The organism is Desulfoluna sp. HI9BLuna, from assembly GCF_056829775.1.
Window position 1 is genome coordinate 2,056,803 of the sequence record NZ_CP186555.1, and the last position, 23,243, is coordinate 2,080,045.

Sequence of the window (23,243 nt, forward strand, 5' to 3'; positions counted from 1 at the left end):
TTGCCCATTGAAGATGTGCCGCCCCCCTGGGCCCCGGTTCAGGGGGCGGGCGGTCCATACCCTGTAGCCTCGGAAAGGGGCGTCCTGCCCTTGACAAACACCCCGTTCCCCCTGCCGACTTCCCGTCCCTTTTCATCATAAAGGACAGATTCTGCGATAAACTGACTCCTGCCGATATTGACCACACGGCCTTCGGAGCGTAAAGTACCCTGCACAACGGGCCTCAGCAAATAGGTGGTAAAAGAGCTGGTCAGGACAAAGGTCTCATGCTCAAGGGAGTTGGCCGCGAAAAATGCGGCGTCGTCCAGCATCTTGAAGTAGACGGACCCATGGGCGGCACCGGCTGAGTGATGATGGTGCTCGGCAAGCACCATCTCAATGGTGGCCTTGCCTTCCCCGACGGTCATGGTCGGGTGATAAAACGCCATGTTCAACGGGGCGGCTGCATACATTCGTTCCAGGGAACGGTAGTGATCGGTGGGGCTCACGGAACCTCCTTGTCTCATCGTTAACCTCAAGCACGGATATTTCATGAGAAAACGATCTTGTTAAAACAATAAAATTGTTATTACACTTGGCTGTTGAGAAAAATGAGGCATTCCAAAAACGCACAATGTAATTCAACATTTTCTACTCGATTTTCTCATCCTTCGAATGAGGGCCTATCTGGACACATGACACTGGGAAAAACCGAGTGATCCTCCATCGGCCATAAATACTATAAAACGTGAGAATAACTCAATCTTAATCCCATAACAGCCTGAATGACGGAGATTTGCTATGAACCATCCCATGCGCGAGGGAAAAAAGCCATGAACCCGATTGACGTTCAGACAGCCTACTGGGACAGCGTTGCCCCGACAAAGACCTTTTCCCACCCCGTTGATGTGGACACACTCCGAACATGGGTGCGACCGGATGAGAAAATCCTTGATTACGGCTGCGGGTACGGGCGCACCTGCGCCCAGCTCACGGAAAACGGGTACAGCAACGTCACCGGAGTCGATATCTCTTGCCAGATGATTAAAAGGGGCCTTGCCGAAAACCCGGCCCTTGACCTGCGGCATGCCGACGCCGAAACCCTGCCCTTTCCCAGTCACTCGTTTTCCGCGTGCACCCTCCTGGCCGTCTTGACCTGCATTCCCACAGACGCAGGCCAGCGGCAGGTGATCAGTGAAATCTTCCGGGTCCTTCGACCCGGAGGCATCCTCTACCTCAGCGATTACCCCCTGCAAAACGATGAAAGAAACACCGACAGATACCGACAGCATGAAGCCGAATACGGGAAGTACGGTGTCTTCGGGCTTCCCGAAGGAGCTGTGGTCCGGCACCATGACATGGCCTGGATCCACCAGTTGCTCGCCCCCTTTCAACGTATCCGGGAGCAACCCATTGAGGTTTCCACCATGAACGGAAACAAGGCCACCATCTTCCAGATCATCGCAAAAAAGCCGGAAAACCGGGAGACCACCCCAGCAAAGGAATACCCAAAGTTATGAGCACCATCCTTGTGTCGGACATTTTCGGAAGGACATCGGCCCTTGGAGAGCTCGGAGACGAGCTGCCTGGGAACGTCGAGATCGTCGACCCATACTGCGGGCTCTTCATGGAGTTCAAAGAAGAATCCGCCGCCTACCAGTACTTCACCGAGAATGTCGGCCTGGATCGCTATTGTGAGATCCTCTCAAAGAAAATCGATGACACACCCGGCCCTGTGACTCTTATTGGGTTCAGCGCGGGAGCATCGGCCGCCTGGCGCCTTTCCGAAGCCGTTACCTCCGAAAAAGTCCGCCGGGTGGTCTGCTTCTACGGCTCACAAATCAGGAACTGGCGCACCGTCAACCCGGCGGTACCCACGGACCTCGTCTTTGCCAGAGAAGAGCCCCGCTTTTCGGTGGCCGAGCTTGCCGACGATCTATCCGGTAAAGAAAACGTCCGGGTTCACCGCTCTCAATATCTCCACGGGTTCATGAACCCTGCCTCCCTCAACTTTCATAAAGACGCCTACGCCAGCTACATCCACTGGCTCACCGGTGGAATTGCCGAAACAGCCTATTGCGGCATCTATTGCCCGGACTGCATCCGGTACAACAACCGATTCGAAGCCCATGCACAACACCTGAAAGAGGAACTCGAAAAGGTGGCCTTCCACGAGTACGCGGCCGTGGACTCACCCTTCGGAGCTAATTTTTCTCACTACGGCAAGTTCTCGGAGGTCCTCGTCGCACTGGCGGAGTCCGGGTGCAAAAAGCCCTGTCGGGTAGGAGGCGGGTGCTCAGGGACACCCTGTAAAATTATGGAGTGCTGTCTTTCAAGAAAATATGAAGGGTGCTGGGAGTGTGACGAGGTGGACGCCTGCGACAAATTCGACCTGCTGGAGCCCCGGTGCGGAGAAATGCCCAAAAACAATCTCCGGGCCATCAGACAATACGGCCCCCAGAACTGGATTGCCTTCAGGGAGCCGTTTTATATCTGGCAACAGAAGTAAAAACCTCGCAACTGTTCAGGATGCCTCCGGCGGGTCGCTTTTTTGAAAAAAAGCTCCGCAAAAACCGTTTCTGATGAAAAAATATCTGAATTGTCTCGGCGAAAACTCGAAATGCTGGACTAAGACCTGTTAATCAAACGTTTGGACGCCGGAGGCATTACCCTTTTCCGGCTAAGTCCCAATCATTTACCAACAGGAGCTGAAACACATGCCCACACTGTTTGCCATGCTTGCCGCAAGCGCCTCTGCCTACACGGTCTCCGGGTTATTTGGAGAGCACAAAGGGTTTATCTCTTTTTTCCTTTCCTTCCTGGTATGGGTGGTGGTCTTTTGCCTGCTTAAACGATGGCTCAAGGAGCTGCGCCCGTAACCCCCAAGCCCGGATATTTCATGAGAAAACAACCAAACAAAAGAAAAATACTATTTTTTCGAATTGTTACAATAAAAATGTCAACTGTTTTGAAAATACAAAATGTAAATCGACGTTAGCTGTTTGATTTTCTCACCCTTCGGGCGAGCCGAGTGCACCCATCTTCTGCGTTATCAGAGCTTTGAGGTAAACCACTACATCTGCAGCTCTGATGCCTTGAATATGGGTGCACTCGACTCGTGAAATATCCGGGCAAGGAGATGTATCGTGACCAAACAAGGCCCGCCCCCCAGCCGGGAAGAGCTGCTCCAAAGGCGTAAAGAACTCAAGGCACGACTGGAGCGGGAACGGCGCATGGCCCTCATTGAGGACCTTGCAGCCAGCCTGAAGGCCCTGAATGTCTCCTTTGCCGTCCACCTGGACCGCAAGGCCGTTGGGTGGATCTTCGACCATTTTCCCGTGGTGTTTTCCGGTATCGACTGGACCAAGGTGCCGGGAAGCACCACCTGCCCCTATATCGAAGACGAGGAAAAAGAACGGTTGATCGCAGGCATCATCTCGGAACACCTCTCACCGAACGATACGGTCACCGTGATTTTCGGCAATGCCGACACCCCTTGCCTGAGCCTTGAGGCCCGGTCGGTGATTAGCCACACCCACCTGTTTACCGACGAATGCGAAGACTTGTGGGTTGTCTGCCCGGAAAAGGGATTTTGTCTGGAGTTCTACCACGAGGGGTATGTGGGGTATAAGGTGGGGGAATAGGAAAAACAGGTCAGAGGCAATAACAGGGGATAGATAATAGGTTATAAGGGAAGCACCTGATTTATGCCGCAGTGATTTGCCCCGAAGGATTCTCGTGTGGAGCGCCGCACTCCTGTGCGGCTTTTTTGCATGGGCGGAACGTCTGCCGCACGGGCGTGCGGCGCTCCATCTTTTGTTACTATTCAGCCTGCCTTCGGCGTGACAAGCCTCAAAAAACTATCTTAATGCCCCCACCCTTCGTGTTGATAGCCCTTCAGGGCGATCAACACGAAGGGTGGGGGCGAAACTGGCAAAATTATTTCGGCAGAGCCTGGAAGCCCTGCTTATGACCTGTTTGTCAAACTTTCTAAAAGTTTGGCCCCCGGCAGGGCCGCCGGAGGCTTTTTAGCCCCATGTGCAGGGAAGTTACTCCCCGGCCAGCCCAAAGGGCCTGATCACGCGATCCAAGAGTCCCTGGACCTTGGAGATGGCCACCCCGTAGTTGGTGATGGGCACGCCCCGTCTTCGGCACTCGCGGACGCGCCGGAGCATGGCCGTGCGGTTGAGCATGCAGCCCCCGCAGTGGACAGCCAGGGCGTATTTTTCCAGGTCTTCGGGAAAATCGTTGCCGGCGTAAAACTCAAAGTTGAGGTCCAGACCGGTGTACTGGGTGATCCAGCGGGGAATTTTCACCCGGCCGATGTCGTCGGCCACCTCGTGATGGGAGCATGCCTCGCCCATGAGGATGGTGTCCCCGTCCTTGAGCTTGTCCAGCATGTCGGCGCCTTCCACCAGGGCCTCAAGGTCCCCTTTGTACCGCGCCATGAGCGTAGAAAAGGTGGTAAAGGGGACATCCTCCGGCACGTCCGCGGCCACCTTGAGGACCGCTTGGGAATCGGTGATAACCAGCGCCGGTTTCTTGCCCATGTTGGAGAGGGTCTCTTCCACCTCCCGCTCCTTGACCACCAACCCCACGGCGTCGGCATCCAGGATATCTCGCAGCACCATCACCTGGGGCAGGATCAGGCGCCCCTTGGGAGCCGCCAAGTCGATGGGCACCACGCAGACCACCCAGTCCCCTTCGTTCACAAGATCCCGCACCAGAAGAGGCTCCTCGCGGAACTCTGCGGGGGCCAGGGCAATGAGGGCCTCCTTGAGCTCCCGCACCCCGTCCCCGCCGTTGGCAGAGACGGCCAGGGCCTTGATGCCCTCCTCGGCACACCACCGGATATCAGCCTCGGTCTCATCCCGCAGGTCCCTTTTGTTCAGGGCCACCAGAAAGGAGATGTCCATGCGGCGGAGCTCGGCGATGATCTCTTTTTCATAGTCCGTGATCCCCTCTTCACCGGCCACCACCACGGCCACGTCCGTCCGGAACAGCACCTTCCTGGCCGCCTGGATCCTCAGCTCACCCAGGGCACCCTCGTCATCCAGGCCCGCGGTGTCGTAAAAGGTCACCGGCCCCAAAGGCAGCAGCTCATGGTGCCGGGCCACCGGGTCTGTGGTGGTGCCGGGCATCTCCGAGACAATGGCGATCTCCTCCCCGCAGATGGCGTTGATGAGCGATGATTTTCCCGCATTGCGGCGCCCGGTGAGCGTAATCACCAAGCGAACCCCCTTGGGTGCTTTCACAGACATCTCTTACTCCCTCATATTAAAACAGAAACGCTTTCCCTGAGTTTTTTTTAAAAAAAATCAGCCTCCGGCGGCAAGGTGTGCCACCTTGAAAGCAGGTGGCGGATGCGCTTTGCCCCTCGTTCCTCGGGTCAAATCACATCCGCCTTTCAAACAAAATTCGGCATTGATCTTCGTTTGGGCCATGGTCGTATTTACATCATACCCCGCCCCACCTGCCCCTGGAGCGCCGCACTCCTGTGCGGTACGAGTAACGACGGACTAAAAAGCCGCACGGGAGTGCGGCGCTCCGTTTCGGTCGATTTTTTTCAGTTTTTTTTGAAAGTCGCAGCCCAAACGATAACCAAGGCCCGAACTTCGTACAAAAAAATAACATAGGCATCTCCTGCAGAGGTGCCAGCAAAACGTCACACGTCACGCAAATGCCCCGGCAACACCCGCTTAACAACGGTCTCCATGCATTTGCCATAGGGTTTCAAGGTGCCCCCACCTTGCCGCCGGAGGCGTTTTTCCTTTTCCATGCCCAACCTCACCAAACGCTCTACCCCGCCCTTTTTTTAGAAACCTTGGATCCTCCAAGGCTTGAGGATGGGGAAAGCCCCATGCTCCGAATGAGTTCCCGGGCGTTTTGCACGGTGTGGGCGGCGGTGCGGGTCTCCTGGTTTTTGCCCGGGTAGATGGCGTAGTTTTTCCGCACCGAGGCCGGGGTAACGGAGAACATGAGCACGTTGGCTCCGGCGTCGATGCCCTGTTTTCTGCCCTCTTCCCGGACGGTTTCCAGGGCGCTGGTGGCCGGGATGTTGGCATAGGGGTTGAGGAGCCTCAAGATGGCCATGGTTCGCAGGGCAAGCTGGGGGTCGCCGGGATTCTCGGTGCCGAAGGGGGTCTGGGGATGGGGCACAAAGGGGCCGGCGGAGATCATGTCCAACGCCAGATCGGTAACGGCCAGGATATCGTCCGCCAGGGTCTCCGGGGTCATGCCGGGCAGGCCGGTGATGATGCCGGAGCCTGCTTCGTAGCCCAGCCGCTGAAGGGTGCGGACCCCTGCCAGGCGCTGGTGGAAATCGCACCCGGGCCGGTAAGTGCCGTAAAGGGATTCACCCAGGGTCTCCATCTTCAGGAGGTAACGATCGGCCCCGCACTCCCGCCAATGGGAAAAGGCCTCGGCACCCCGTTCTCCCAGGGAGAGGGTCACGGCGATGCCATGGTTCGCCTTGATGCTTTCGATAATGCGCCCGATAAAGGCCGCATCGTAATGGGGGTCTTCCCCGCCCTGGAGCACCACCGTGGGAAGGCCCAGGGCGGCCAGTTCGTCCACGGCGTCCAGGATCTCTTCTTCGGTGAGCCGGTAGCGAAACACCTCGTCGTTGGGCGCCCGAAGCCCGCAGTAGTTGCAGCGGCACCGGCAAAAGCTGGTAAACTCCACGATGCCCCTTAAATAGATCTCATCCCCGAAGATTTCGCGCCGAACAGCCCGTGCCCCGGCAAAAAGCCCGGCATCGTCCTTTCCTTGCAGATAGGCAAGAATCTCGTCTCTGGTCATGATTGCTCTCCTTTGAAGAGGGCTTCATCTGCTGCGTCAAAGCCCAGCTTCTGCATGCGCTTGGGAGAAAGAACCGCCGCCACCTGCTCGCTGCTCAGCACGCCCTCTTCCACCACAAGGTCAGCAACCGAATGCCCCGTGGTCCGTGCCTTTTCCACCAGCCCGGCCACCCGGTCATACCCGATAAAGGGGACCAGGGCCGTAAGCAGGGTGTCGCTTGCCGTCACGTGGGCCTTGCAGGCCTCGGCGTTGGGGGTAATCCCCTCCACACAGAAAACCCGAAAGCTTTTTACCGCTCCGTTTAACAGGGTGAGGGACTCCAGCAGCCCGTGGGCCACCAGGGGCATAAGGTGGTTTAAGTCCAGCTGGCCCATGGAGGCTGCGGCCCCGATCATCTGATCGTTGGCCATGGTGCGCAGGCCCACCTGGATCACCGCCTCCGGGATCACCGGATTCACCTTCCCGGCCATGATGGAGGAACCCGCCTGGCGAGGCGGCAGGTTGATCTCCCCCAGGCCGCCGTGGGGACCGCTGCTCAACAGCCGCAGGTCCGAGGCGATCTTCACCAGGTTGGCGGCGTAGGCCTTGAGGATACCGGAGACCTCCACAAAGGAGTCGAGGTTCTGGGTGGCGTCCACCAGGTTCTCCGACCGGGCGATGACCACGCCGGCCAGGGCCTTGAGACGCTCCACCACTTTAAAGATATACGCCCTCGGAGCGCCCAGCCCCGTTCCCACGGCCGTGCCGCCCAAGTTTACCTGCTTGAGCCGCTCCCGACACTTGAACACCCGCCAGCGATCCCGGGCGATGGCCTCGCCAAAGGCGCCGAACTCCATGCCCAGGGTCATGGGCACGGCGTCCATCATCTGGGTGCGCCCCAGTTTCACCACCGAGGAAAACGCGGTCTCTTTCAGTTGAAATGCCTGCTGCAGGTGGCCGGTTTCCGTCTCCAGCTCTTTCAGGAGAAACAGCGCCGCCACCTTCAGGGCCGTGGGGTACACGTCGTTGGTGGACTGATGGAGGTTCACATGATCCAGGGGCGAAACAAGCTCGCGGTCCCCCCGGTGCGATCCGAGCAGCTCCGCTGCCCGCCCGGCGATCACCTCATTGACGTTCATGTTGGTGGAGGTGCCTGCCCCGCCCTGGAAAGGATCCACCACAATCTGAAGCCCCAAGTCCCCTTGGGCCAGCTCGTCGCAGGCAGCGCAAATGGCCTCCCCCACGGAGGCGTCCAGGTACTTCAGAGAAACGTTGGTTTCGGCACAGGCCCGCTTCACCAGGGCCAGGGCCCGAACAAAGGGCGCAGGAATCCTCTGACCCGACGAAGGGAAATGGTCCAGGGCTCGCCGGGTGTGCGCACCCCAATACGCCGAGGCAGGCACCGCCACCTCCCCCAGGCTGTCCGCCTCTATCCGTGTGTCAGGACATGTCACGTCCATGGCATCTGTCATCTAAGGTATCCACCGTTGTGTCGTTTTTTTCGTTTGCCCTCTGTGCCCGATACAGAACCACAAGGCCCAGACCAAAAAGCCAAAAACATGCCTCCGGCGGCGAGGTGTGCCACCTCGAAAGCATATTGCCATAGCGATTTCCCCTTCGTTCCTCAGGGAAAATCGCTATGGCGTTCGCCGCGGGCTGCGCCCGCCACCAACGCTGGCGACTATTCGGGCATTGCCGCAAGCTCTGTAAAACCTTGGGCGGAGTATCTCCGACGGCAGTGGGCATTGCCCTGTCTCAGGTTTCGTTCCCAGGCTCTGCCTGGGAATGATCCACGGAGGCTCTGCCTCCATGCTTGAAGCCGTTTTCCCCTGTACGTTTTATCCGCTATGCCGCTATGCTTCACACGGCAAGGCGGAGCCTTGCCATCGACACTCCCAGGCAGAGCCTGGGAGCGAGTGACACGATCTTCTCCTGCAAAAACAGTTGCCGGATATCACATGCCACGCGAATGCCCCGGCAACAATCGCATAACCACGACGTCCGTGCATCCTCCACAGGGTTCAAGGTGCCCCCACCTTGCCGCCGGAGGCACCAGCGACATTTAAAAATACAGATCCCTCTCACCGTCGGTGACGCGCTTTAAGAGCTTGGAGAACTCTTTGCCGCACTTGCGCTGGGCCATGGTCTCTTCGCTCTTGGCCAGAAGGGCTTCGCCTGCGGCCCGGGTTTCGGGGCTGGCGTAGTCGCTCAGGTACTCGCGCAGGGTCAACAGGGCGTTGGGGATGCAGAACTCCTGGATAAAACCCTGCTTGGCAAGGCCCATGAAGTGGTCGCCGGTGCGCCCTTTGCGGTAGCAGGCCGTGCACCAGGAGGGGGTAAAGCCGTTTTCCGCCATTTCGCGGATCACTTCGTCCAGGGAGCGGTTGTCGCCGAGGCAGAACTGCTGAACGTCGGGGCGATCGTATTCGGGGTCGGAGTAGGCTCCGGGGTAGGTGCGGGACCCGGCGCTCATCTGAGAGACGCCGAGTTCCATAAGCTCGCGCCTAAGCTCCCTGGTTTCGCGGGTGCTCATGATGAGGCCGGTGTAAGGAACGGCCAGGCGCGTGATGGCCACGATCTTTTTAAAGCGGTGGTCGGTGATCACATCGGGAGGGTTGGTGGACATCTCGGAACCCAGGGCAGGCTCGATGCGCGGAAAGGAGATGGTGTGGGGGCCGACCCCGGTGTCTGCTTCCAGCTGCTGGGCGTGGGCAAGCAGGGCCAGGAGTTCAAATCGATGATCAAAGAGGCCGAAGAGCGCCCCCATGCCCACGTCGTCGATGCCGCCTTCCATGGCCCGGTGCATGGCGTGGAGTCGCCAGAGGAAATCGGTCTTTTTGCCCTTGAGGTGAACCTTGGCGTAGGTTTCCCGGTGGTAGGTTTCCTGAAAACACTGGTAGGTGCCGATACCGGCGGAGGCCAGGGTCTTGAAGCCCTCGACGGACAGGGGCGCGCAGTTGATGTTGACGCGGCGGATCTCTCCGCTCTTTTCCGACTGGGTGGCGTAGACCGCTTCCACGGTCTCTTTCATCCATTCGGCGCCGAACCGGGGGTGCTCGCCGTAGACCAGCAGCAGGCGCTTATGGCCCTGGTCTTCCAATACCCTCACCTCGTCCTTGATCTCATCCATGGTGAGGGTTCGACGGGTCAGCTCCTTGTTCGTGGCGTTGAACCCGCAGTAGCTGCAGCAGTTGCAGCACTCGTTGGTGATGTACAAAGGCGCGAAGAGCACCATACGGTTCCCGTAGATGCTCTCTTTGACCCTCTTTGCCGTGGCGAAAATCTCGTCGTCCAGGCCGCTGTCTTCGCAGGCGAGAAGAACCGCTGACTCTTCAAGGGTCAGCCCTTTCATCTCACCGGCTTTGGCCAGGACCTCCCGGACCCTCTCAGGTGCCGGGTTGCTTGCTGTTTCTATGTGATTCCAGATGCTCGCCGCATCGATAAAATCCTCGGGGTGCTCAGGGTCATACGTCATTTCATCCATCCAGTGGCATGGTGCCTCGGCACCACACCGAAAGTCCCGGGCGCCGGCAGATATACAGGCGTCAAGGCTTCCCGCAATCTAATATGTTATTACAAAGGCTCCAACAGACCATCTGGTCCATGGGGACAACCGTGGCGATTGCCCCCATGGCAAATAGCATATTTTGTGCCAGAAGGCTCATACAATACGAGAATCCGAAGAAAAAACACCTCTCCGGGCTGTGCCGGAAAGCTGTCAACAACAGCCGGAACCGCGACCAGGGAACCGATCAACCCATCCCTTGCCTGTGCCCCTCCTGAATGCTCTCCATATCGACGAACCTGTATTTGTACCGGGTGGGAGTCAACCCATGGCAGTAAGGCCCCCGGAGCCGGGCCAGGGGCCCGGCATGGATGCATCAGATGTACAATTCGATGCCCTTATCTTTGAGGGCCCGGATGCGAGCACTCCGGTCCTCGTAGGTGGTGTGGAGCAGGTGGTGGGAACGGTGCCCGCAGGGTCCCTCCTCCAGAAAACCGCCCCGGGCGTAGAGTGCCCTCACCATGGGGTTATCCTGGGACTTTCGAAGGGCATATTTACGGGGGTCTGCGTCAGCGTTGTACACGGACTGCTGGCGAAGGCCCACCAGGTCCAGGACCGCTGCCACACTTTTCTTTGCCATGCCCGCGCCCACCACAGCGTACCCGCAGGCCAGGCCCGCTGCCTTGATAAAACTGCGCCTGGAGAGATCCCATCTTCCTTTTTTCATAGCCTTGCCTCCTTTACCCCACCTTCCTCATGTTGAACCGCTTGTTGACCGTGGCCATCATCTTCTTGAACAGAGAGGCCTCCATAATGGAATCATCCACGGGCTGGCCCCCGCCGTTGACGCAGCCCCCCGGACAGGTCATCACCTCGATGAAGTGCAGGTCGCTTGTTCCGGCCCGCACCTCCTCGCAGAGTTTTGCCGCCTCATGAAGGCCGCTCACCACGGCCACGCGCACGGGCCCGAAACCAGGCACGTCCACGGACACCTTGTTGATGCCCGTGCCGGTGCGAACGGCCTTGATGGCCGGATCCGCAAGGGTCTTGCCGGAGATGGCCTCGTAGGCAAAACGCAGGGCCGCTTCCATGACCCCGCCGCTGGTGCCGAAAAGGGTGGCGGCCCCGGTGGCCATGCCCAGGATGGGGTCGGCCTCCTCATCGGGAAGGGAGGCAAAGGAAATCCCTGCTTTTTTGATGATGTAGGCCAGCTCCCGGGTGTTGATGGTGGCATCAATATCCCGAGAGCCGCCTGCGTTCATCTCCGGTCGCAGACCTTCGTATTTCTTGGCGATGCAGGGCATGATGGAAACGGTGTAGACCTTTTTGGGGTCTGTGCCGGTCTGCTGGGCCCCGTAGGTCTTGGCCAGGGGCCCCAGCATGGCAACGGGGGACTTGCAGGTGGAAAGATGGGGGATCAGGTCGGGGTAAAAGGACTCGCAGAACTTGATCCAGCCCGGACAGCAGGAGGTGAACTGAGGCAGGGGCTTATCGCCTTTGCCCCCGTTTTTCACGCGCTCAAGAAGTTCGGTGCCCTCCTCCATGATGGTGACGTCGGCGGTCCACTCGTTGTCCCAGATATAATCGAAACCCAGGCGCCGCAACACCGCATGCACCTTGCCCCCCACCCAGGTGCCCGTGGGCATGCCGAAACACTCGCCCAGGGCATACCGCACGGCAGGGGCTGTCATGGACACCACCACCGTATCCGGGTCTTTCAGCTTTTCCAGCACCTCGCTTACATAGGAGACACGCTCGGTCACGGCACCGTAGGGGCAATGGGTCAGGCACTGGCCGCAGTTCATGCAGACGGAAGGATCCACGATGTGTCGCGTGCCGTCCTCGGTCTCCTGGATCGCGCCGGTGGGGCAATGATGGGAGCACTCCCCGCAGCCCTGGCACACCTTCGGATCCACCTCCACGAAATAGAGGGTGTTGGGGTCTGTTGCCCCCGGAGAGTAAACGGTATTGCGGATTCCTTCCATGGTTCGAACCGCTCCGGGCGGATCCACCCGGACCCCGGACAGGTCCATGGCGCGAGTTGCGGGTCTTTTCCTGGTTTCTTCTGTCATGTTGCGTGCTTCTCCTCCCATGTGGGTAAAGGGCAACCCCCCGTCGTAGACTGTATTCCTTATATTTAAGTTGCCTACCCACGCCGATGGGAAAATGCAACAGGGATATGTGTCCGAAAAAACGAACCAGACCGCGTACCGCGTTAAGCCGCCGAAACACCTGACACATCCGGACGCACCTCTTTTTATTCAATAATTTCTATTATTCCCTTCAATTTCATTAAAAAATCGTTTTTTGCCACTGAAATAGCGGTATCGCAAGATAACTCATGTAAGCCAACGGCAATTTACATCGCCCACCGAACATCTTTGCTTAAAACACCCTCCAAGGCCTTAAAAAAGGACTCCAAGTACGAAAAACAGGCCGCCATTTCAGCCTTTTTCCCAATGTCTGTTTTTTGTTCCACACTCGTTCGGGCTTTTGTGATCCGTTCTTTCGTCACACCCCGCAACAAGCAAACACAAGCAAAACAGCGTTTGCCCTCTTCCGAAAATCATCCCCGGTCACCGATGTGCGTTGGTACCGTTCCTTTATCGGTAACATTCAGTCGAACAAGTAGTTTTGGGAATTGTGTTTTTAATAAAACGGAATTTTACCCGGCTTTTTTTACATAAACAGCACATCACTCCGGCGGCGGTTCCGAAGCCCCTTCATGCCCCTCACCACCGGCAGACTGTCGAAAATCCTTGAATATTCGTTCTAAACTTTTCCAGAAGAGCCGCCGATAGCATGAAGGTAATGGAAGTCGTTTTTCCATCGCCGCAGGTTCAGGGCCACCGCAAGCAGATCAGGACGCACCGCTCTCAAGACATGGGATGGGTGATTCGGTGCATTACCATGAGGAGCCGAGACATGACCGATACAGGACACGCGGTAATACCCCTCACAGAGATTCCTGTCTCCCGGCGGGAGCAGGCCAAGGCCGATATCCTCGAAAGCTACCTGTTCAGCTCCCAGGTCCACACGCTCCAGACCCTCACCGTCACCATCACGGCCGGCATCAAGCCGGGTGAAGAAAAAATCAACGCCCTGGCACTGCTCCAGCTGCTGCAGCGGTTTCATCTGGAGACTGTCAAGATCAGCGCCCTGATTATCCACGGCGTGCTGGCCGAAGAACCCTTTGACGAATCCCTTTACGTCCCCTGGGATGACGACGGCCTCGGCCGAACCGTGCGCCTGGTTTCCAAGAACAACGACATCACCCTCACCGTCTCCGGCACCCTTCCCCGGGGCGGGAAAAGCGGCCGCATCACCCGCACCTTTTTCGACAAGGGCTCCAACGCAGGCAAGATCCTCTCCGACGGACGCATCGACTTCCGGGAGATGCTCCGCTACCCCTCGGCCAAGGCCGGGGATCTCCTGTTGCAGGTCTCCCTGCCCGACACCGCCAAAGACGGCCTCTCCCATGACGGCACCCCGGTCCAGCCCCCCGTGGCCAAGGAGTACCCCCTGAAGCTGGGAAAAAACGTGGAGCAGGTCTACATCACCACCGACGAAGGCGAACCGGGGTACGATGTAAAGGCGAGCCGGGACGGCGTGGTCATCACCCACCTCGGCCCGGAAGGGATCTCGGCCATTGACATCACCGATCGCATCGTGGTGGGGGATATCGATTTTTCCGTGGGAAACATCGGCAGTGATGTGGTCTGCCCGGTGAGCATGCAGGCGGAATCGGTCAACGAGGGGTTCCTGGTAAAGGTGGCGGGGTCGGTGACCATCCGCACCATCAACGGCGGCCATGTGGAGTCCGGCAAAAAGGCAACGGTGGATCAGATGCTGCCCGAAAGTCACCTCACCAGCGACGGGGATGTTGCCTGCCGAAGCGTCTCCTCCTCCACCATCTGCTGCGAGCACGGCACCGTGTCCATTCAGCGGGAAGCCATCGACGCCACCATCCATGCCCACCGGGTGGCCATCAACACCTCGGCGGCCCTGCTGCTCAACTCCCACATCCACGCCTGTGTGGCGGATCTGGACAATGTACGGGTCAGCGGCACCAACCACCTCATCCTGGGGCCCGGTCTCTTTGCGAAACGCGATGAACTGATCCTTGAAAAGCGGCGGATCAACACAGCCCTTCACGAGCTGGAGGAGACCCTCAACAAGGCCAAGGCCTCCCTTGTGGCCGAACTCAAGAGCCTGTCCGCCGAGTTTGGAGAAGACGACTCCGTCAGGCCGGTGTTCAAGAAAATTGTCGCATCCCTCAAGGCCTATGAGTTCGAGGGGGTCCCCCAGCTGATGGCCTCCCTGAAGCGGGGCAACACCTGCCTGGCCGTCAGCGGCGCCATGCAGACCATTGAGCACACCCGCACCCTGTGCGGACGGTTCTGGGACCTTGAGGCCCAGGCCAAGGCCCTCCAGAACGAGATCTCAGAGCTGGAAGAGGCGCTCAGAACCATCAGCTTCAGCATCAACGCACGCCTGCGTCCCTCTGCTGTCATCGCCATCCACCTCGGCAGCAACGACCCCGCTCCCCTCACCCTGGAGGCCCCTCCGGGCAGTGACCACGACCACGCCGTCAACATCAAGGGCAAATTCACCGTTGAAGAGGGGTTGGTGACCTCACAGCGTTCGCGTTAGCCCGGCATCCCCCCGGATGTTGACAGCCTGTCGGCGGCCCCGTATCCTGAACAAAACCAAGCATCAGCAAGACGTTTGCCAGCAGCCGCCCCGGCCTTCCGTCATGGGCTCCCCGCCCGGCCAGGGCCACCCCGTCCCCCACATCATACAGGTGCCCCATGCCCTTGGAACCCCGTCTAAAAAAAGAGGTCGGCGCCATGCTCCGCGCCGCCCGCACAGCCGGTCGGGACATGCTCTTCGAGCATGAAGTGTACGCCATTCTCCGTGCCATGGACATTGAGGTCCCCCGCCATGCCCTCGTCGCCTCGGCCCACGCGGTCACCCGCGAGCTTCTCCACGGCATCGGGGGGCCCGAGCTGGTGATGAAGATCGTCTCGCCGGCTGTCACTCACAAAGCGAGCGCAGGCGGCGTGTGCATGGTCCACGCCGACCCGGACTTTGTCCGCTACACCTTCGAGAAAATGACCTCTGCGTTTCGGGATATGGGCGTCCCGGTGGAAGGGGTGCTCATCACCGAAAAGGTGGACTACCAGCCCGAGCTGGGCAATGAAATCCTCCTCGGGTTTCGGGAGAGCGAGACCTTCGGGCCGGTGCTCTCCTTTTCCAAGGGGGGCAGCGACGCCGAATTTTTTGCCAGGCACTTTTCCCAGCCCAACCTCATCCTCGCCCCGGTGGACCGGGACTGGACAAGGGCCCTTCTGGAGTCCTCCCACATCCACGAAAAATTCAAGGCCTGGAACCGTGAGGCGGACGTGGGGCGCATCGTGGACGTGGGCGTGGCCTTCTCAGACCTGGCTGTTGCCTTCTCCTCCTACTTCAACACCGGCTCCGACCACGTCATCACGGAGTTCGAGGTCAACCCCCTGGTCTTTGCCACCGACGGCCGGTTTGTGGCCGTGGACGGCTTTGCCCGTTTCAAGCCCCGGGGGCCCCTGCCCGACCTGTCCATCGCCCCCGAAGCCACCATGAAGCCCTTTTTCGAACCCAGGGGCATCGCCGTGGTGGGGGTCTCCACATCGGACCCCACCAAGGCGGGGAACATCATCGTCGAAAACCTCATCCGTATGGAACGGCCCGACATCTTCTGCGTCAACCCCCGGGGAGGCACCCTCTACGCAGGATCCCGGGAGTTTCCCGTCCACACCGGCCTGGAGACCATCGACGCCCCCGTGGAGCTGGTCATCGTCACGGTACCGGCAAGCGCCACCCTGCCCGTCATCGAAGGGTGCGTAAAAAAAAGGGTCAAGGCCGTCATCCTCATCCCCGGGGGCTTTGCCGAGGTGGACAAAAACAGGGATCTGGAAGAGGAGATATCCCGCCTCGCCAAAAAGGGCGGGTTTCGCCTCATCGGACCCAACTGCCTGGGCATCGTCTACGAGGGGAGCCGGACCGCCAAAGGCCTCAACACCTTCTTCATTCCCGAGGATAAATTCTCCGTCAGCATGGAACGTGAGAACAAGGTGGCCATCCTGAGCCAGAGCGGGGCCCTGGGCATCATCGAAATCGACAACCTGAAAAACGCCATCTCCCCCAAGGTGATCGTCAGCTACGGCAACCAGCTCGATGTGGACCCCTGCGACCTGGTCACCTATTTTCAGGACGACCCCAGGATCAACGTCATCGGCTGCTACATCGAAGGGTTCAAGCGCCACGCGGGGCGCAAGTTCTTCGACGCCGTCAGGGCCGGAACCAAACCGGTCATCGTCTACAAGGCCGGGCGCACCGAGGAGGGGCGAAAGGCTACGGAGTCCCACACCGCAAGCATCGCAGGGGAGTACGCCGTGGCCCGGGCCGCCATGAAACAGGCCGGGGCCATCGTGGCCGACACCATGGTGGACCACGGAGACTTCATCAAGACCTTTGCCCTCATGAACGACTTTGTGGTCTCGGGCAACCGCGTGGCCATCATCGCCAATGCCGGGTACGAAAAAACCTACGCTGCCGACAATTTGGGGGACCTGGTCCCGGCGGATTTCGATGAGGCCACCCTTTCGGCCTTAAGGGCCATCATCCCTCCCATGGCCGAGGCCTCCCCCCTTCTGGACCTCACGCCCATGGCCGATGACGCCATCTTTGCCGGTGCTGTCGAGACCATGCTCAAATCCCCGGACGTGGACGCCCTCATGGTCTCCATCGTGCCCCAGAGCGCCCTGATCCATACCACCGACGATGAGATCCGAACCAACCCGGACAACATCGCCGCCCGCATCATCCGGCTGGTCCATGCCTACAAAAAACCCGTGGCCGTCTCCGTCAACGTGGTGAGCCGTGCCGATGCCGTCTACAACGAGTTGGGACGCACCCTGGATGCGGGCGGGGTCCCCACCTATCTCACCGCCAACCGGGCCATGGTCTGCCTCAACGCCTTTATCCGCCACCGCCTGAGCCGGGACATGACCCGGCCCTTGAGCCACCGGCTGAAATAAGGCACAAAAAAACGCCGTGCGAGTGACCTCGCACGGCGTTTCATCACTATTTCAACACATCAAACCAAATAAGCCCGGTGGATCACTGCAGGGGCCTGAGTTCCACCCGACGGTTCTGCTTTCGCCCTTCCTCGGTCTCGTTGTCCGCCACGGGATTTTCCTCGCCAAAGCCCTGGTACTCCAGGCGCCCTTCGGCAACCCCTTTGCTCACGAAATACTCCTGCACGGCCTTGGCCCGCCCTTCGGAAATTCGCTGGTTGGCCGCATCGCTCCCCTCGCTGTCGGTGTAGCCTTCGATGGAAACCCGCACATCGGGGTTGGTCATCAGAATCTCCACCACCTCGTTGAGCAGGGGAAGGAAATCGGACTTGATGCGGGTCTCGCCCGTATCAAAGGTCAACCCCTGGATCACCCAGCACCCGCGGCTGTCCACCACGGCCCCCTGGGGTGTGTCCGGACAACGGTCCATGCTGTCTTCAACCCCGTCACCGTCCGCATCGGCTATCACGGGGCAGCCCAGCTCATCCACGGGCTGGCCTGCGGGGGTGTTCGGGCACACATCCATGTCGTCGGGAACCCCATCCCCATCGGAATCCAGCACCACAGGACAGCCAAGCTCATCCACGGCCTGGCCTGCGGGGGTGTTGGGGCAGGCGTCCACATCATCGGGGACCCCGTCGCCGTCACTGTCCATCACGGCCATGGGCTCCTCTGCGGCGGCTTCACGCTTGCCGAAACGCCAGCTGATCCCAAGCTGCCAGGCAAGGTTGTTGTAAAAGTCATCAAAGGGCATGACGTGGCGAAGCTCGGCCCTCAAGTCCAGGTTGTCCATGATGGCGTATTTGAGTCCCGCTCCGTACTCGGCCATGAAATCGGTCTCGGAATCCCCCACATCCGGATCCAGGCGCAAGGCACCCGCCCCGATAAGCACAAAGGGCCTCAAGGCCTCCTCGGGCATGAAATGGTAAAGGGCGTCCAGAGAATAGCGCTGACCGTCCACGTCCACATCGAACTTTTTCGTCTCCGTGGAGATCCAGGTAAAGCCGCCTTCCAGCGTGCACCGCTGGTTTATGGCATACCCCAGGGCAAGCCCCATGGTGTACCCGTCATCCAGATTCTGGTTCCCCTCGAAAATGTGCCCTCCCACCATGGGGGAGAGGTCAAAACGATAGTCCGATCCTTCGGCGCTCGGCTGCCCTGCCCAGACCATCACCACGGCAACCAGAGCCAGGGCTTTCATGCATCGTTTCATACTGCCTCCTTTGTCCTTTGTATCGTGGATTGCCTTGCGAAGCCGTTTCAACGAAAAAACATGCCTTGCCGACCAAACCTCAGGAACCTGAGACCAGTATGCGCGAGATGACGTGTCGATGTACGCCGGGGACGTAGAAAAATGCAGTTCAAAAAAAGGTGCTGTAAGGAAGAATTCCTGACGCCGCATCCTTGATGGCCGGTGCCAAGGACATTGAAAAAATGCTGAGATGTTACGATATATATCCGGGCAAGGCGGGTAACTGCCCCTTTGATACGGCGGAAAAGGGACCGCGGCTTAAAGCAGCCCCCTTTCCCCGGTTAATGGAGGAAGTATACACCAACGGCACGCCGATATTCAATCAGCAATCCCCTAAATTCATTTAAAAAAATACTTCAACCCCAAACATTCTGCAGCAACCTGGCCTTCTACACGGGGCAAAAGTCAGTTGAGGCAGGTGTGCCGCCTGACATGGGCCGCGATGATGGGGTTCACCTTGGGGCCGTGGGTCAGGGGCGCCATGTGACCGGCATCCACGAGGTGGTAGTCCACATGGGGAATCACCCCGGAAAGGGCACGGGAAATTTCATAAGAGAGCGCCGGACTCTGACGCCCGGCCATGAGGCAGGTGGGGGCTTCAAGCTTTCCGTAGCGCCCCATGCGAAGCCCTTTGTGCGCGGACGCAAAATAGTCCAGGGGCATCTTTTTGACACACCCGGCCAGCGCCTCCTGGACCTCGGAGGGTAACAGATCGAACAGCCCGTCCCCGCTGAAAAAATCCACGAACATGGAGGCCCCCGTCTTAAGATTGCCCCGGTTGATCTCCTCGATGACCGACCCCATCAGGGTCTTCTGCTTTTCGTAGAGGGCGTCGTCTATTTCACGAACCACGTGGTTGGCCATGGGCTCATACAGGGAGATGCTGCGAATGCGCTCGGGCATCTCCAGGGCCAGATGCATGGCCACGGCCCCGCCGTAGGAGTGCCCCACCAGGTGAAACGGGGTGTCGCCGGGAACATCATGGGCAAGGGCCCGGCGAATGAGGGTCAACTCGTCATCCAGGGTAAAGTCCCCCGCCTGTTCATCAGAAACGGACGGGGCATCCCCGTACCCCCAGAGATCCACCGCCACCACCCGATGGGTCTGCTTCAGCTCTTCCATCAGGGAAACCCACTGCACCTTCGAACTCATGGAGCTGTGGAGCAGCACCACAGCCTCCCCTTCGCCTTCGGACACCCAACCCATGCCTATCCCCCTTGATTTGCCGTAATAAATAAAAAACCCCGATGCATCATTGGGGCATCGGGGTTCATGTTAAAGGCCTTGCACGGCATGTCAAGGATGTTGGGCCCACGCCCGCTGTCAAGCCGTGAAACGTTGCCAGAGGCATCACCGCTCCCGTTTGAAAGCACGACCCCGATGGCTGAGGGGCCCCGTTCGGTACAACCAGTAGGTCTCCAGCTGCTCGGGGGTGAGAACCTCCTGAATCGGTCGGGCCATCTCGCCATCGCCCTCAGCGCCCCGCGCCACCCGAAGGATATCGAAACCCTCTGTGGTGTGCATCACCCGAGCCACAACCTTCTGTGCATTCACTCGCCGGGCCACCATGGGTTTCAGGGTCTCCTGCTGATCCGGGGTCAGGGAGAGGACCGCCGTCAACTCGTCCATTACCTCTTCGGCGCTCTTGTCCGCCCAGGGCAGGCGCCAGCTGGTACGGAACATATTGAAACGTCTCGCCTTCCGTGTCTCTGAGAGAAGCCGTTGGTACTGATCGGGCGTCAACACCTCCACAATCAGGGAATACCGTTTCCGGATAATCGCGTTGATTTCGGCCAGGGTGCGATCGTGGAGCTCCACCAGCTCTCCCCGCAGCCCGGTAAGAAGGGGGTCGACGGCCCTGCCCTGATCCGGAGTCAGGTCGATGCGGCCCACCATGCGCGCAATAATCATGGCCGCAGGGGGGCCTCCGTGGACAAACCGGCGCACCTTATGATGCGTCACCTGGCGAGCCGTAAAAAAACCGGCCAGGGCCCCCAGTGAAAAAATCAACCCCACCCCCACCATGAGCTTTACTCGTTTCATGACAACCTCGATCAAAACATGTAAGCGATCAGGTGCTCGACATACACCGACGTGTCTATCAGCGCCAGGTTCAACAAGTCGTCACTCCCATGGTACCAAAGCGCCAGTATCACGGCGAGTCCGCCCGCCGCAAGGGAGGTCAGGGGAACAAGGCGCCAGACGGCCTCGGAAAAGCCCTCCTCCTGCGGTCTTGCCGGGTGAACCCGGAGACGGGCCACGTCTCTCATCACCCCGGCCTGGAAGGCCTCCGTCTCCTGCCGGCTCTGCCACAGCCCCGACGTGACCTGTCGGTCTTTCAAGGCCCGCATCAGACGGATATCCCACTGTTTTTCTTTCATCACACGTACCTCCTCCCGGGCCACTCACCGGGCCGACGCCCTTCAGGTGATTTTTTCAAGAACAAGGCGCAGTTTCCTGCGGCTTCGAAAGGCGTTGATTTTCACATTGGCCATGCTCATGTTCAGAAAAAGCGCCACCTCACGGGTCGAGTATCCCTCCAGGTAGTAAAGCTCCATGATCATGCGCTCCCGGGCGGACAAGGCGCCGAGGGCAAAGGAAAGCACCTCTTCAGCGGTCTTCCGGGTTTCATCGGCGTGGAAACGACGGTGGGAATCGGCGGACAGCACAGCATCCATCCACTCCGCCGAAGGCAGGTCCCCCCCGGGCACGAGGGAGCTCACCGGCGTCTCTTTGCAGCGCATCTCCCTGCGCCAGAAATCATAGCAGGTGCGCACGGCCACCGTGGTCAGCCATGCCCGGAACGAACGCCCCAGGGTAAAGGATCCCAGGGACCCGTAGGCCCTGACAAAGACGTCGTGTGCCACCTCCTCGGCCTGGTCAAAGGGCACATGCCTGCCGACAACACGCCCCACATGCGGGGTATACTTCACCAGCAGTGCCTCGTAGGCATTGGCATCCCCCGACAGCACGCGCCTCACCACGTCGTCGTCGCATGTGTCAGGCATCTCGTCTTTCGGATAATTCTCCATCGCCCGCTCAACCCAACCCGTTCCGCGCCACAGTCTTTCCGGCCTGCCGTCCTGCTTTATCCCCCTTGCGGACCCTGCCGGAATCCCCCCGCCGTTTCAGACATATTCTCCTTATGGGTCGTACGGGACAGGCAAAGCGTTACAAAAAAACGTCTGTCGTCACCCCAGGCCGGGGGCCCTTACTGTTTTTTCCTCCTCCGATGTAACCTCCGGCCGGTTGCAGGCGACTACAACAACAGAAAACCGAGCCGTTCGGGTAAACAGGCCGCCATGGGCATCTCACCTTACGGCAATGGCGGCAGGAGCCAACCCGTGACCAGGCGTTGCCTTACTTCCCCCCAGAAAAGAGGCGCCATCGCCTGGTCACCCCCCGCAAGCCCCTGCCGACCCAAGCGCCCCGCCATGCAGCTTGCATGACGGGGCGTTTAAATTCCCGGGTCGCACCAGCCCTTTGCATGTCAAGCGATCACAGGCTCGATGTCGTCTTCTTCGATGAGTTTCCCGCTGAAAAACATCAGGTAGAGGAACACCCCGTACCCCACCGTAGCCACCACCGCCATGGTGGCAAGGGCATCCCCCAGGGGGACGGCCACGGCCACCAGGAGCCAGTGGCCTGCGATGAGTTGTTTTGAGTTGAGGCGAATGGGAAAGTCAAAGCGCCGGTAGATCACCGCCAGCCCGCTCAGGTTCCACCCGTAAAGGGCGGCCACCGCATGGAGCCGAAGCAGGAGATCCCCCCAGCGAAGGTAGCCGTCGGACATGATCTCAAGGAGAATGTACGCAATGCCGGTAATGGCCGTGTACAAAAGGAACAGCATGCCCGACACCAGAAAGCTCTTCTGTTGCAGCCCCTTCACGTAGGTAACAAACAGGACAAAAATGAGGATGACCGTGAAAAAAAGCACCAGGGTCACGGCCACCTGAGGCCACAGGGACCCGGCCACGATAAAAAGAAAAAAGACAATCACCCCCAGGTTCACCGCCCAGAAGGCAAACTGGCTGGCCGCGCTCATAAAGGGCTTTTTCAGGTCCGGGATCAGGGAAAACATGACGCTCATGGTGATCAGGGACACCGGAAAGGAGAACCCCAGGAAAAAGGTGTCGATGCTCAGGGTCTCCAAGGTAAAGAGATGAAGCCAGGCATCGTTTAAAATCACCAGCACCGAGGCAAGGAGCCCCAGGACCAGGCAGAGCAGGGAGGCATGGGCAAACCGGTCGGATGTGGTGTGCCCCCTTAAGAAAAACTCCTTGGGAAAAAAGGAGTAGGCATTGCAGCGCACACTCTCGGCGATGATTGCCAGGCCCAGGCCGCAGACGGCAGCCGGGACAAAGAGCTCCAGCCAGGCAAAAACGGCAAAGACCACGGAGAAGACCAGGAAAAAGCGCACCCGTACCGACATCCCTTTTTTGTTTTCGATATAATAGAGGATGGAGGTCCCGCCTGAGGTGAGGTTGAACAAAAAGATATGAAGCCGCTCAAAGTTATGGGCTCCGGGCACCATGTGATGCAGGTAGCCGAAACCCAGGGCCGCCACCATGATGAACATAAACAGCAGTCGGTATCGTTTCCTCAAAGC

The 23,243-nt window shown here is 59.0% G+C and carries 19 protein-coding genes; 6 read left to right on the forward strand and 13 right to left on the reverse strand.

The window, feature by feature from the left end; translation table 11 throughout:
- Window positions 1-38: 38 nt before the first annotated feature.
- Window positions 39-488, reverse strand: coding sequence for a PaaI family thioesterase (locus ACOYW0_RS08260; RefSeq protein WP_482418051.1), 450 nt, complete (start codon window positions 486-488; stop codon window positions 39-41).
- Window positions 489-812: 324 nt separating this feature from the next.
- On the opposite strand from ACOYW0_RS08260, the gene ACOYW0_RS08265 reads away from it, so the two are divergent.
- From ACOYW0_RS08265 to ACOYW0_RS08280, 4 genes are all read left to right on the forward strand, one after another.
- Window positions 813-1,499, forward strand: a complete 687-nt coding sequence (locus tag ACOYW0_RS08265; protein WP_482418052.1) for a class I SAM-dependent methyltransferase — start codon at window positions 813-815, stop codon at window positions 1,497-1,499.
- The gene (locus ACOYW0_RS08270) at window positions 1,496-2,488 is read left to right on the forward strand and encodes a DUF3795 domain-containing protein (RefSeq protein ID WP_482418053.1); all 993 of its coding nucleotides are present in this window, start codon (window positions 1,496-1,498) and stop codon (window positions 2,486-2,488) included. The genes ACOYW0_RS08265 and ACOYW0_RS08270 overlap by 4 nt, the downstream gene beginning before the upstream one ends.
- 208 nt (window positions 2,489-2,696) lie before the next feature.
- A complete protein-coding gene (locus tag ACOYW0_RS08275; RefSeq protein WP_482418054.1) occupies window positions 2,697-2,858 on the forward strand; it encodes a hypothetical protein in 162 nt (53 codons plus the stop codon).
- Between the two features lie 267 nt (window positions 2,859-3,125).
- Window positions 3,126-3,623 carry a hypothetical protein gene (locus tag ACOYW0_RS08280; RefSeq protein ID WP_482418055.1) on the forward strand — a complete coding sequence of 166 codons (498 nt, stop codon included), beginning with the start codon at window positions 3,126-3,128 and terminating at the stop codon, window positions 3,621-3,623.
- A gap of 405 nt (window positions 3,624-4,028) precedes the next feature.
- Here ACOYW0_RS08280 and hydF read toward each other — a convergent pair whose 3' ends face one another.
- The 6 genes from hydF to ACOYW0_RS08310 all read right to left on the reverse strand — a co-directional run bounded on the left by hydF (window position 4,029) and on the right by ACOYW0_RS08310 (window position 12,336).
- Window positions 4,029-5,240 carry a [FeFe] hydrogenase H-cluster maturation GTPase HydF gene (gene hydF / locus ACOYW0_RS08285; RefSeq protein ID WP_482418056.1) on the reverse strand — a complete coding sequence of 404 codons (1,212 nt, stop codon included), beginning with the start codon at window positions 5,238-5,240 and terminating at the stop codon, window positions 4,029-4,031.
- A 538-nt stretch (window positions 5,241-5,778) separates the two neighbouring features.
- Entirely contained in the window at window positions 5,779-6,780 is a 1,002-nt protein-coding gene (hydE, locus tag ACOYW0_RS08290; protein WP_482418057.1) for a [FeFe] hydrogenase H-cluster radical SAM maturase HydE, read from the reverse strand.
- On the reverse strand, window positions 6,777-8,231 hold the full coding sequence (locus ACOYW0_RS08295) for an aspartate ammonia-lyase (RefSeq protein WP_482418058.1): 1,455 nt from the start codon (window positions 8,229-8,231) through the stop codon (window positions 6,777-6,779). Before ACOYW0_RS08295 ends, hydE begins: the two co-directional genes overlap by 4 nt.
- A 590-nt stretch (window positions 8,232-8,821) precedes the next feature.
- Window positions 8,822-10,234, reverse strand: coding sequence for a [FeFe] hydrogenase H-cluster radical SAM maturase HydG (gene hydG, locus ACOYW0_RS08300; RefSeq protein ID WP_482418059.1), 1,413 nt, complete (start codon window positions 10,232-10,234; stop codon window positions 8,822-8,824).
- A 406-nt stretch (window positions 10,235-10,640) separates the two neighbouring features.
- A complete protein-coding gene (locus tag ACOYW0_RS08305; protein ID WP_482418060.1) occupies window positions 10,641-10,991 on the reverse strand; it encodes an iron hydrogenase small subunit in 351 nt (116 codons plus the stop codon).
- A gap of 13 nt (window positions 10,992-11,004) precedes the next feature.
- A complete protein-coding gene (locus ACOYW0_RS08310; protein WP_482418061.1) occupies window positions 11,005-12,336 on the reverse strand; it encodes a [FeFe] hydrogenase, group A in 1,332 nt (443 codons plus the stop codon).
- An 853-nt stretch (window positions 12,337-13,189) separates the two neighbouring features.
- Between ACOYW0_RS08310 and ACOYW0_RS08315 the strand changes: the two genes are divergently transcribed.
- Window positions 13,190-14,917, forward strand: a complete 1,728-nt coding sequence (locus tag ACOYW0_RS08315) for a flagellar assembly protein A (RefSeq protein ID WP_482418062.1) — start codon at window positions 13,190-13,192, stop codon at window positions 14,915-14,917.
- Between the two features lie 158 nt (window positions 14,918-15,075).
- Complete coding sequence (locus tag ACOYW0_RS08320; protein ID WP_482418063.1) at window positions 15,076-17,343, forward strand: acetate--CoA ligase family protein; 2,268 nt, start codon at window positions 15,076-15,078, stop codon at window positions 17,341-17,343.
- Window positions 17,344-17,425: 82 nt separating this feature from the next.
- Here the strand turns inward: ACOYW0_RS08320 and ACOYW0_RS08325 are convergent, their stop codons facing one another.
- From ACOYW0_RS08325 to ACOYW0_RS08350, 6 genes are all read right to left on the reverse strand, one after another.
- Window positions 17,426-18,595, reverse strand: coding sequence for an OmpA family protein (locus ACOYW0_RS08325; RefSeq protein WP_482418064.1), 1,170 nt, complete (start codon window positions 18,593-18,595; stop codon window positions 17,426-17,428).
- Between the two features lie 444 nt (window positions 18,596-19,039).
- Window positions 19,040-19,840, reverse strand: coding sequence for an alpha/beta fold hydrolase (locus ACOYW0_RS08330; RefSeq protein ID WP_482418065.1), 801 nt, complete (start codon window positions 19,838-19,840; stop codon window positions 19,040-19,042).
- A gap of 144 nt (window positions 19,841-19,984) precedes the next feature.
- Window positions 19,985-20,677, reverse strand: a complete 693-nt coding sequence (locus ACOYW0_RS08335) for a hypothetical protein (RefSeq protein ID WP_482418066.1) — start codon at window positions 20,675-20,677, stop codon at window positions 19,985-19,987.
- Between the two features lie 11 nt (window positions 20,678-20,688).
- Window positions 20,689-21,015, reverse strand: a complete 327-nt coding sequence (locus tag ACOYW0_RS08340; RefSeq protein WP_482418067.1) for a hypothetical protein — start codon at window positions 21,013-21,015, stop codon at window positions 20,689-20,691.
- A gap of 42 nt (window positions 21,016-21,057) precedes the next feature.
- Window positions 21,058-21,666 (reverse strand): RNA polymerase sigma factor, encoded by a 609-nt coding sequence (locus ACOYW0_RS08345; protein ID WP_482418068.1) that lies wholly within the window; start codon window positions 21,664-21,666, stop codon window positions 21,058-21,060.
- A gap of 458 nt (window positions 21,667-22,124) precedes the next feature.
- The gene (locus ACOYW0_RS08350; RefSeq protein ID WP_482418069.1) at window positions 22,125-23,240 is read right to left on the reverse strand and encodes a hypothetical protein; all 1,116 of its coding nucleotides are present in this window, start codon (window positions 23,238-23,240) and stop codon (window positions 22,125-22,127) included.
- Between the last annotated feature and the right edge of the window lie 3 nt (window positions 23,241-23,243).

What these genes read in the sequence shown, in the direction of transcription:
- ACOYW0_RS08265 (WP_482418052.1), top strand. Translation starts at nt 813, where the DNA reads ATGAACCCGATTGACGTTCAGACAGCCTACTGGGACAGCGTTGCCCCG.
- ACOYW0_RS08270 (WP_482418053.1), top strand. Translation starts at nt 1,496, where the DNA reads ATGAGCACCATCCTTGTGTCGGACATTTTCGGAAGGACATCGGCCCTT.
- ACOYW0_RS08275 (WP_482418054.1), top strand. Translation starts at nt 2,697, where the DNA reads ATGCCCACACTGTTTGCCATGCTTGCCGCAAGCGCCTCTGCCTACACG.
- hydF (WP_482418056.1), bottom strand. Translation starts at nt 5,240, where the DNA reads ATGTCTGTGAAAGCACCCAAGGGGGTTCGCTTGGTGATTACGCTCACC.
- hydE (WP_482418057.1), bottom strand. Translation starts at nt 6,780, where the DNA reads ATGACCAGAGACGAGATTCTTGCCTATCTGCAAGGAAAGGACGATGCC.
- ACOYW0_RS08295 (WP_482418058.1), bottom strand. Translation starts at nt 8,231, where the DNA reads ATGACAGATGCCATGGACGTGACATGTCCTGACACACGGATAGAGGCG.
- hydG (WP_482418059.1), bottom strand. Translation starts at nt 10,234, where the DNA reads ATGACGTATGACCCTGAGCACCCCGAGGATTTTATCGATGCGGCGAGC.
- ACOYW0_RS08305 (WP_482418060.1), bottom strand. Translation starts at nt 10,991, where the DNA reads ATGAAAAAAGGAAGATGGGATCTCTCCAGGCGCAGTTTTATCAAGGCA.
- ACOYW0_RS08310 (WP_482418061.1), bottom strand. Translation starts at nt 12,336, where the DNA reads ATGACAGAAGAAACCAGGAAAAGACCCGCAACTCGCGCCATGGACCTG.
- ACOYW0_RS08315 (WP_482418062.1), top strand. Translation starts at nt 13,190, where the DNA reads ATGACCGATACAGGACACGCGGTAATACCCCTCACAGAGATTCCTGTC.
- ACOYW0_RS08320 (WP_482418063.1), top strand. Translation starts at nt 15,076, where the DNA reads ATGCCCTTGGAACCCCGTCTAAAAAAAGAGGTCGGCGCCATGCTCCGC.
- ACOYW0_RS08325 (WP_482418064.1), bottom strand. Translation starts at nt 18,595, where the DNA reads ATGAAACGATGCATGAAAGCCCTGGCTCTGGTTGCCGTGGTGATGGTC.
- ACOYW0_RS08330 (WP_482418065.1), bottom strand. Translation starts at nt 19,840, where the DNA reads ATGGGTTGGGTGTCCGAAGGCGAAGGGGAGGCTGTGGTGCTGCTCCAC.
- ACOYW0_RS08335 (WP_482418066.1), bottom strand. Translation starts at nt 20,677, where the DNA reads ATGAAACGAGTAAAGCTCATGGTGGGGGTGGGGTTGATTTTTTCACTG.
- ACOYW0_RS08340 (WP_482418067.1), bottom strand. Translation starts at nt 21,015, where the DNA reads ATGAAAGAAAAACAGTGGGATATCCGTCTGATGCGGGCCTTGAAAGAC.
- ACOYW0_RS08345 (WP_482418068.1), bottom strand. Translation starts at nt 21,666, where the DNA reads ATGGAGAATTATCCGAAAGACGAGATGCCTGACACATGCGACGACGAC.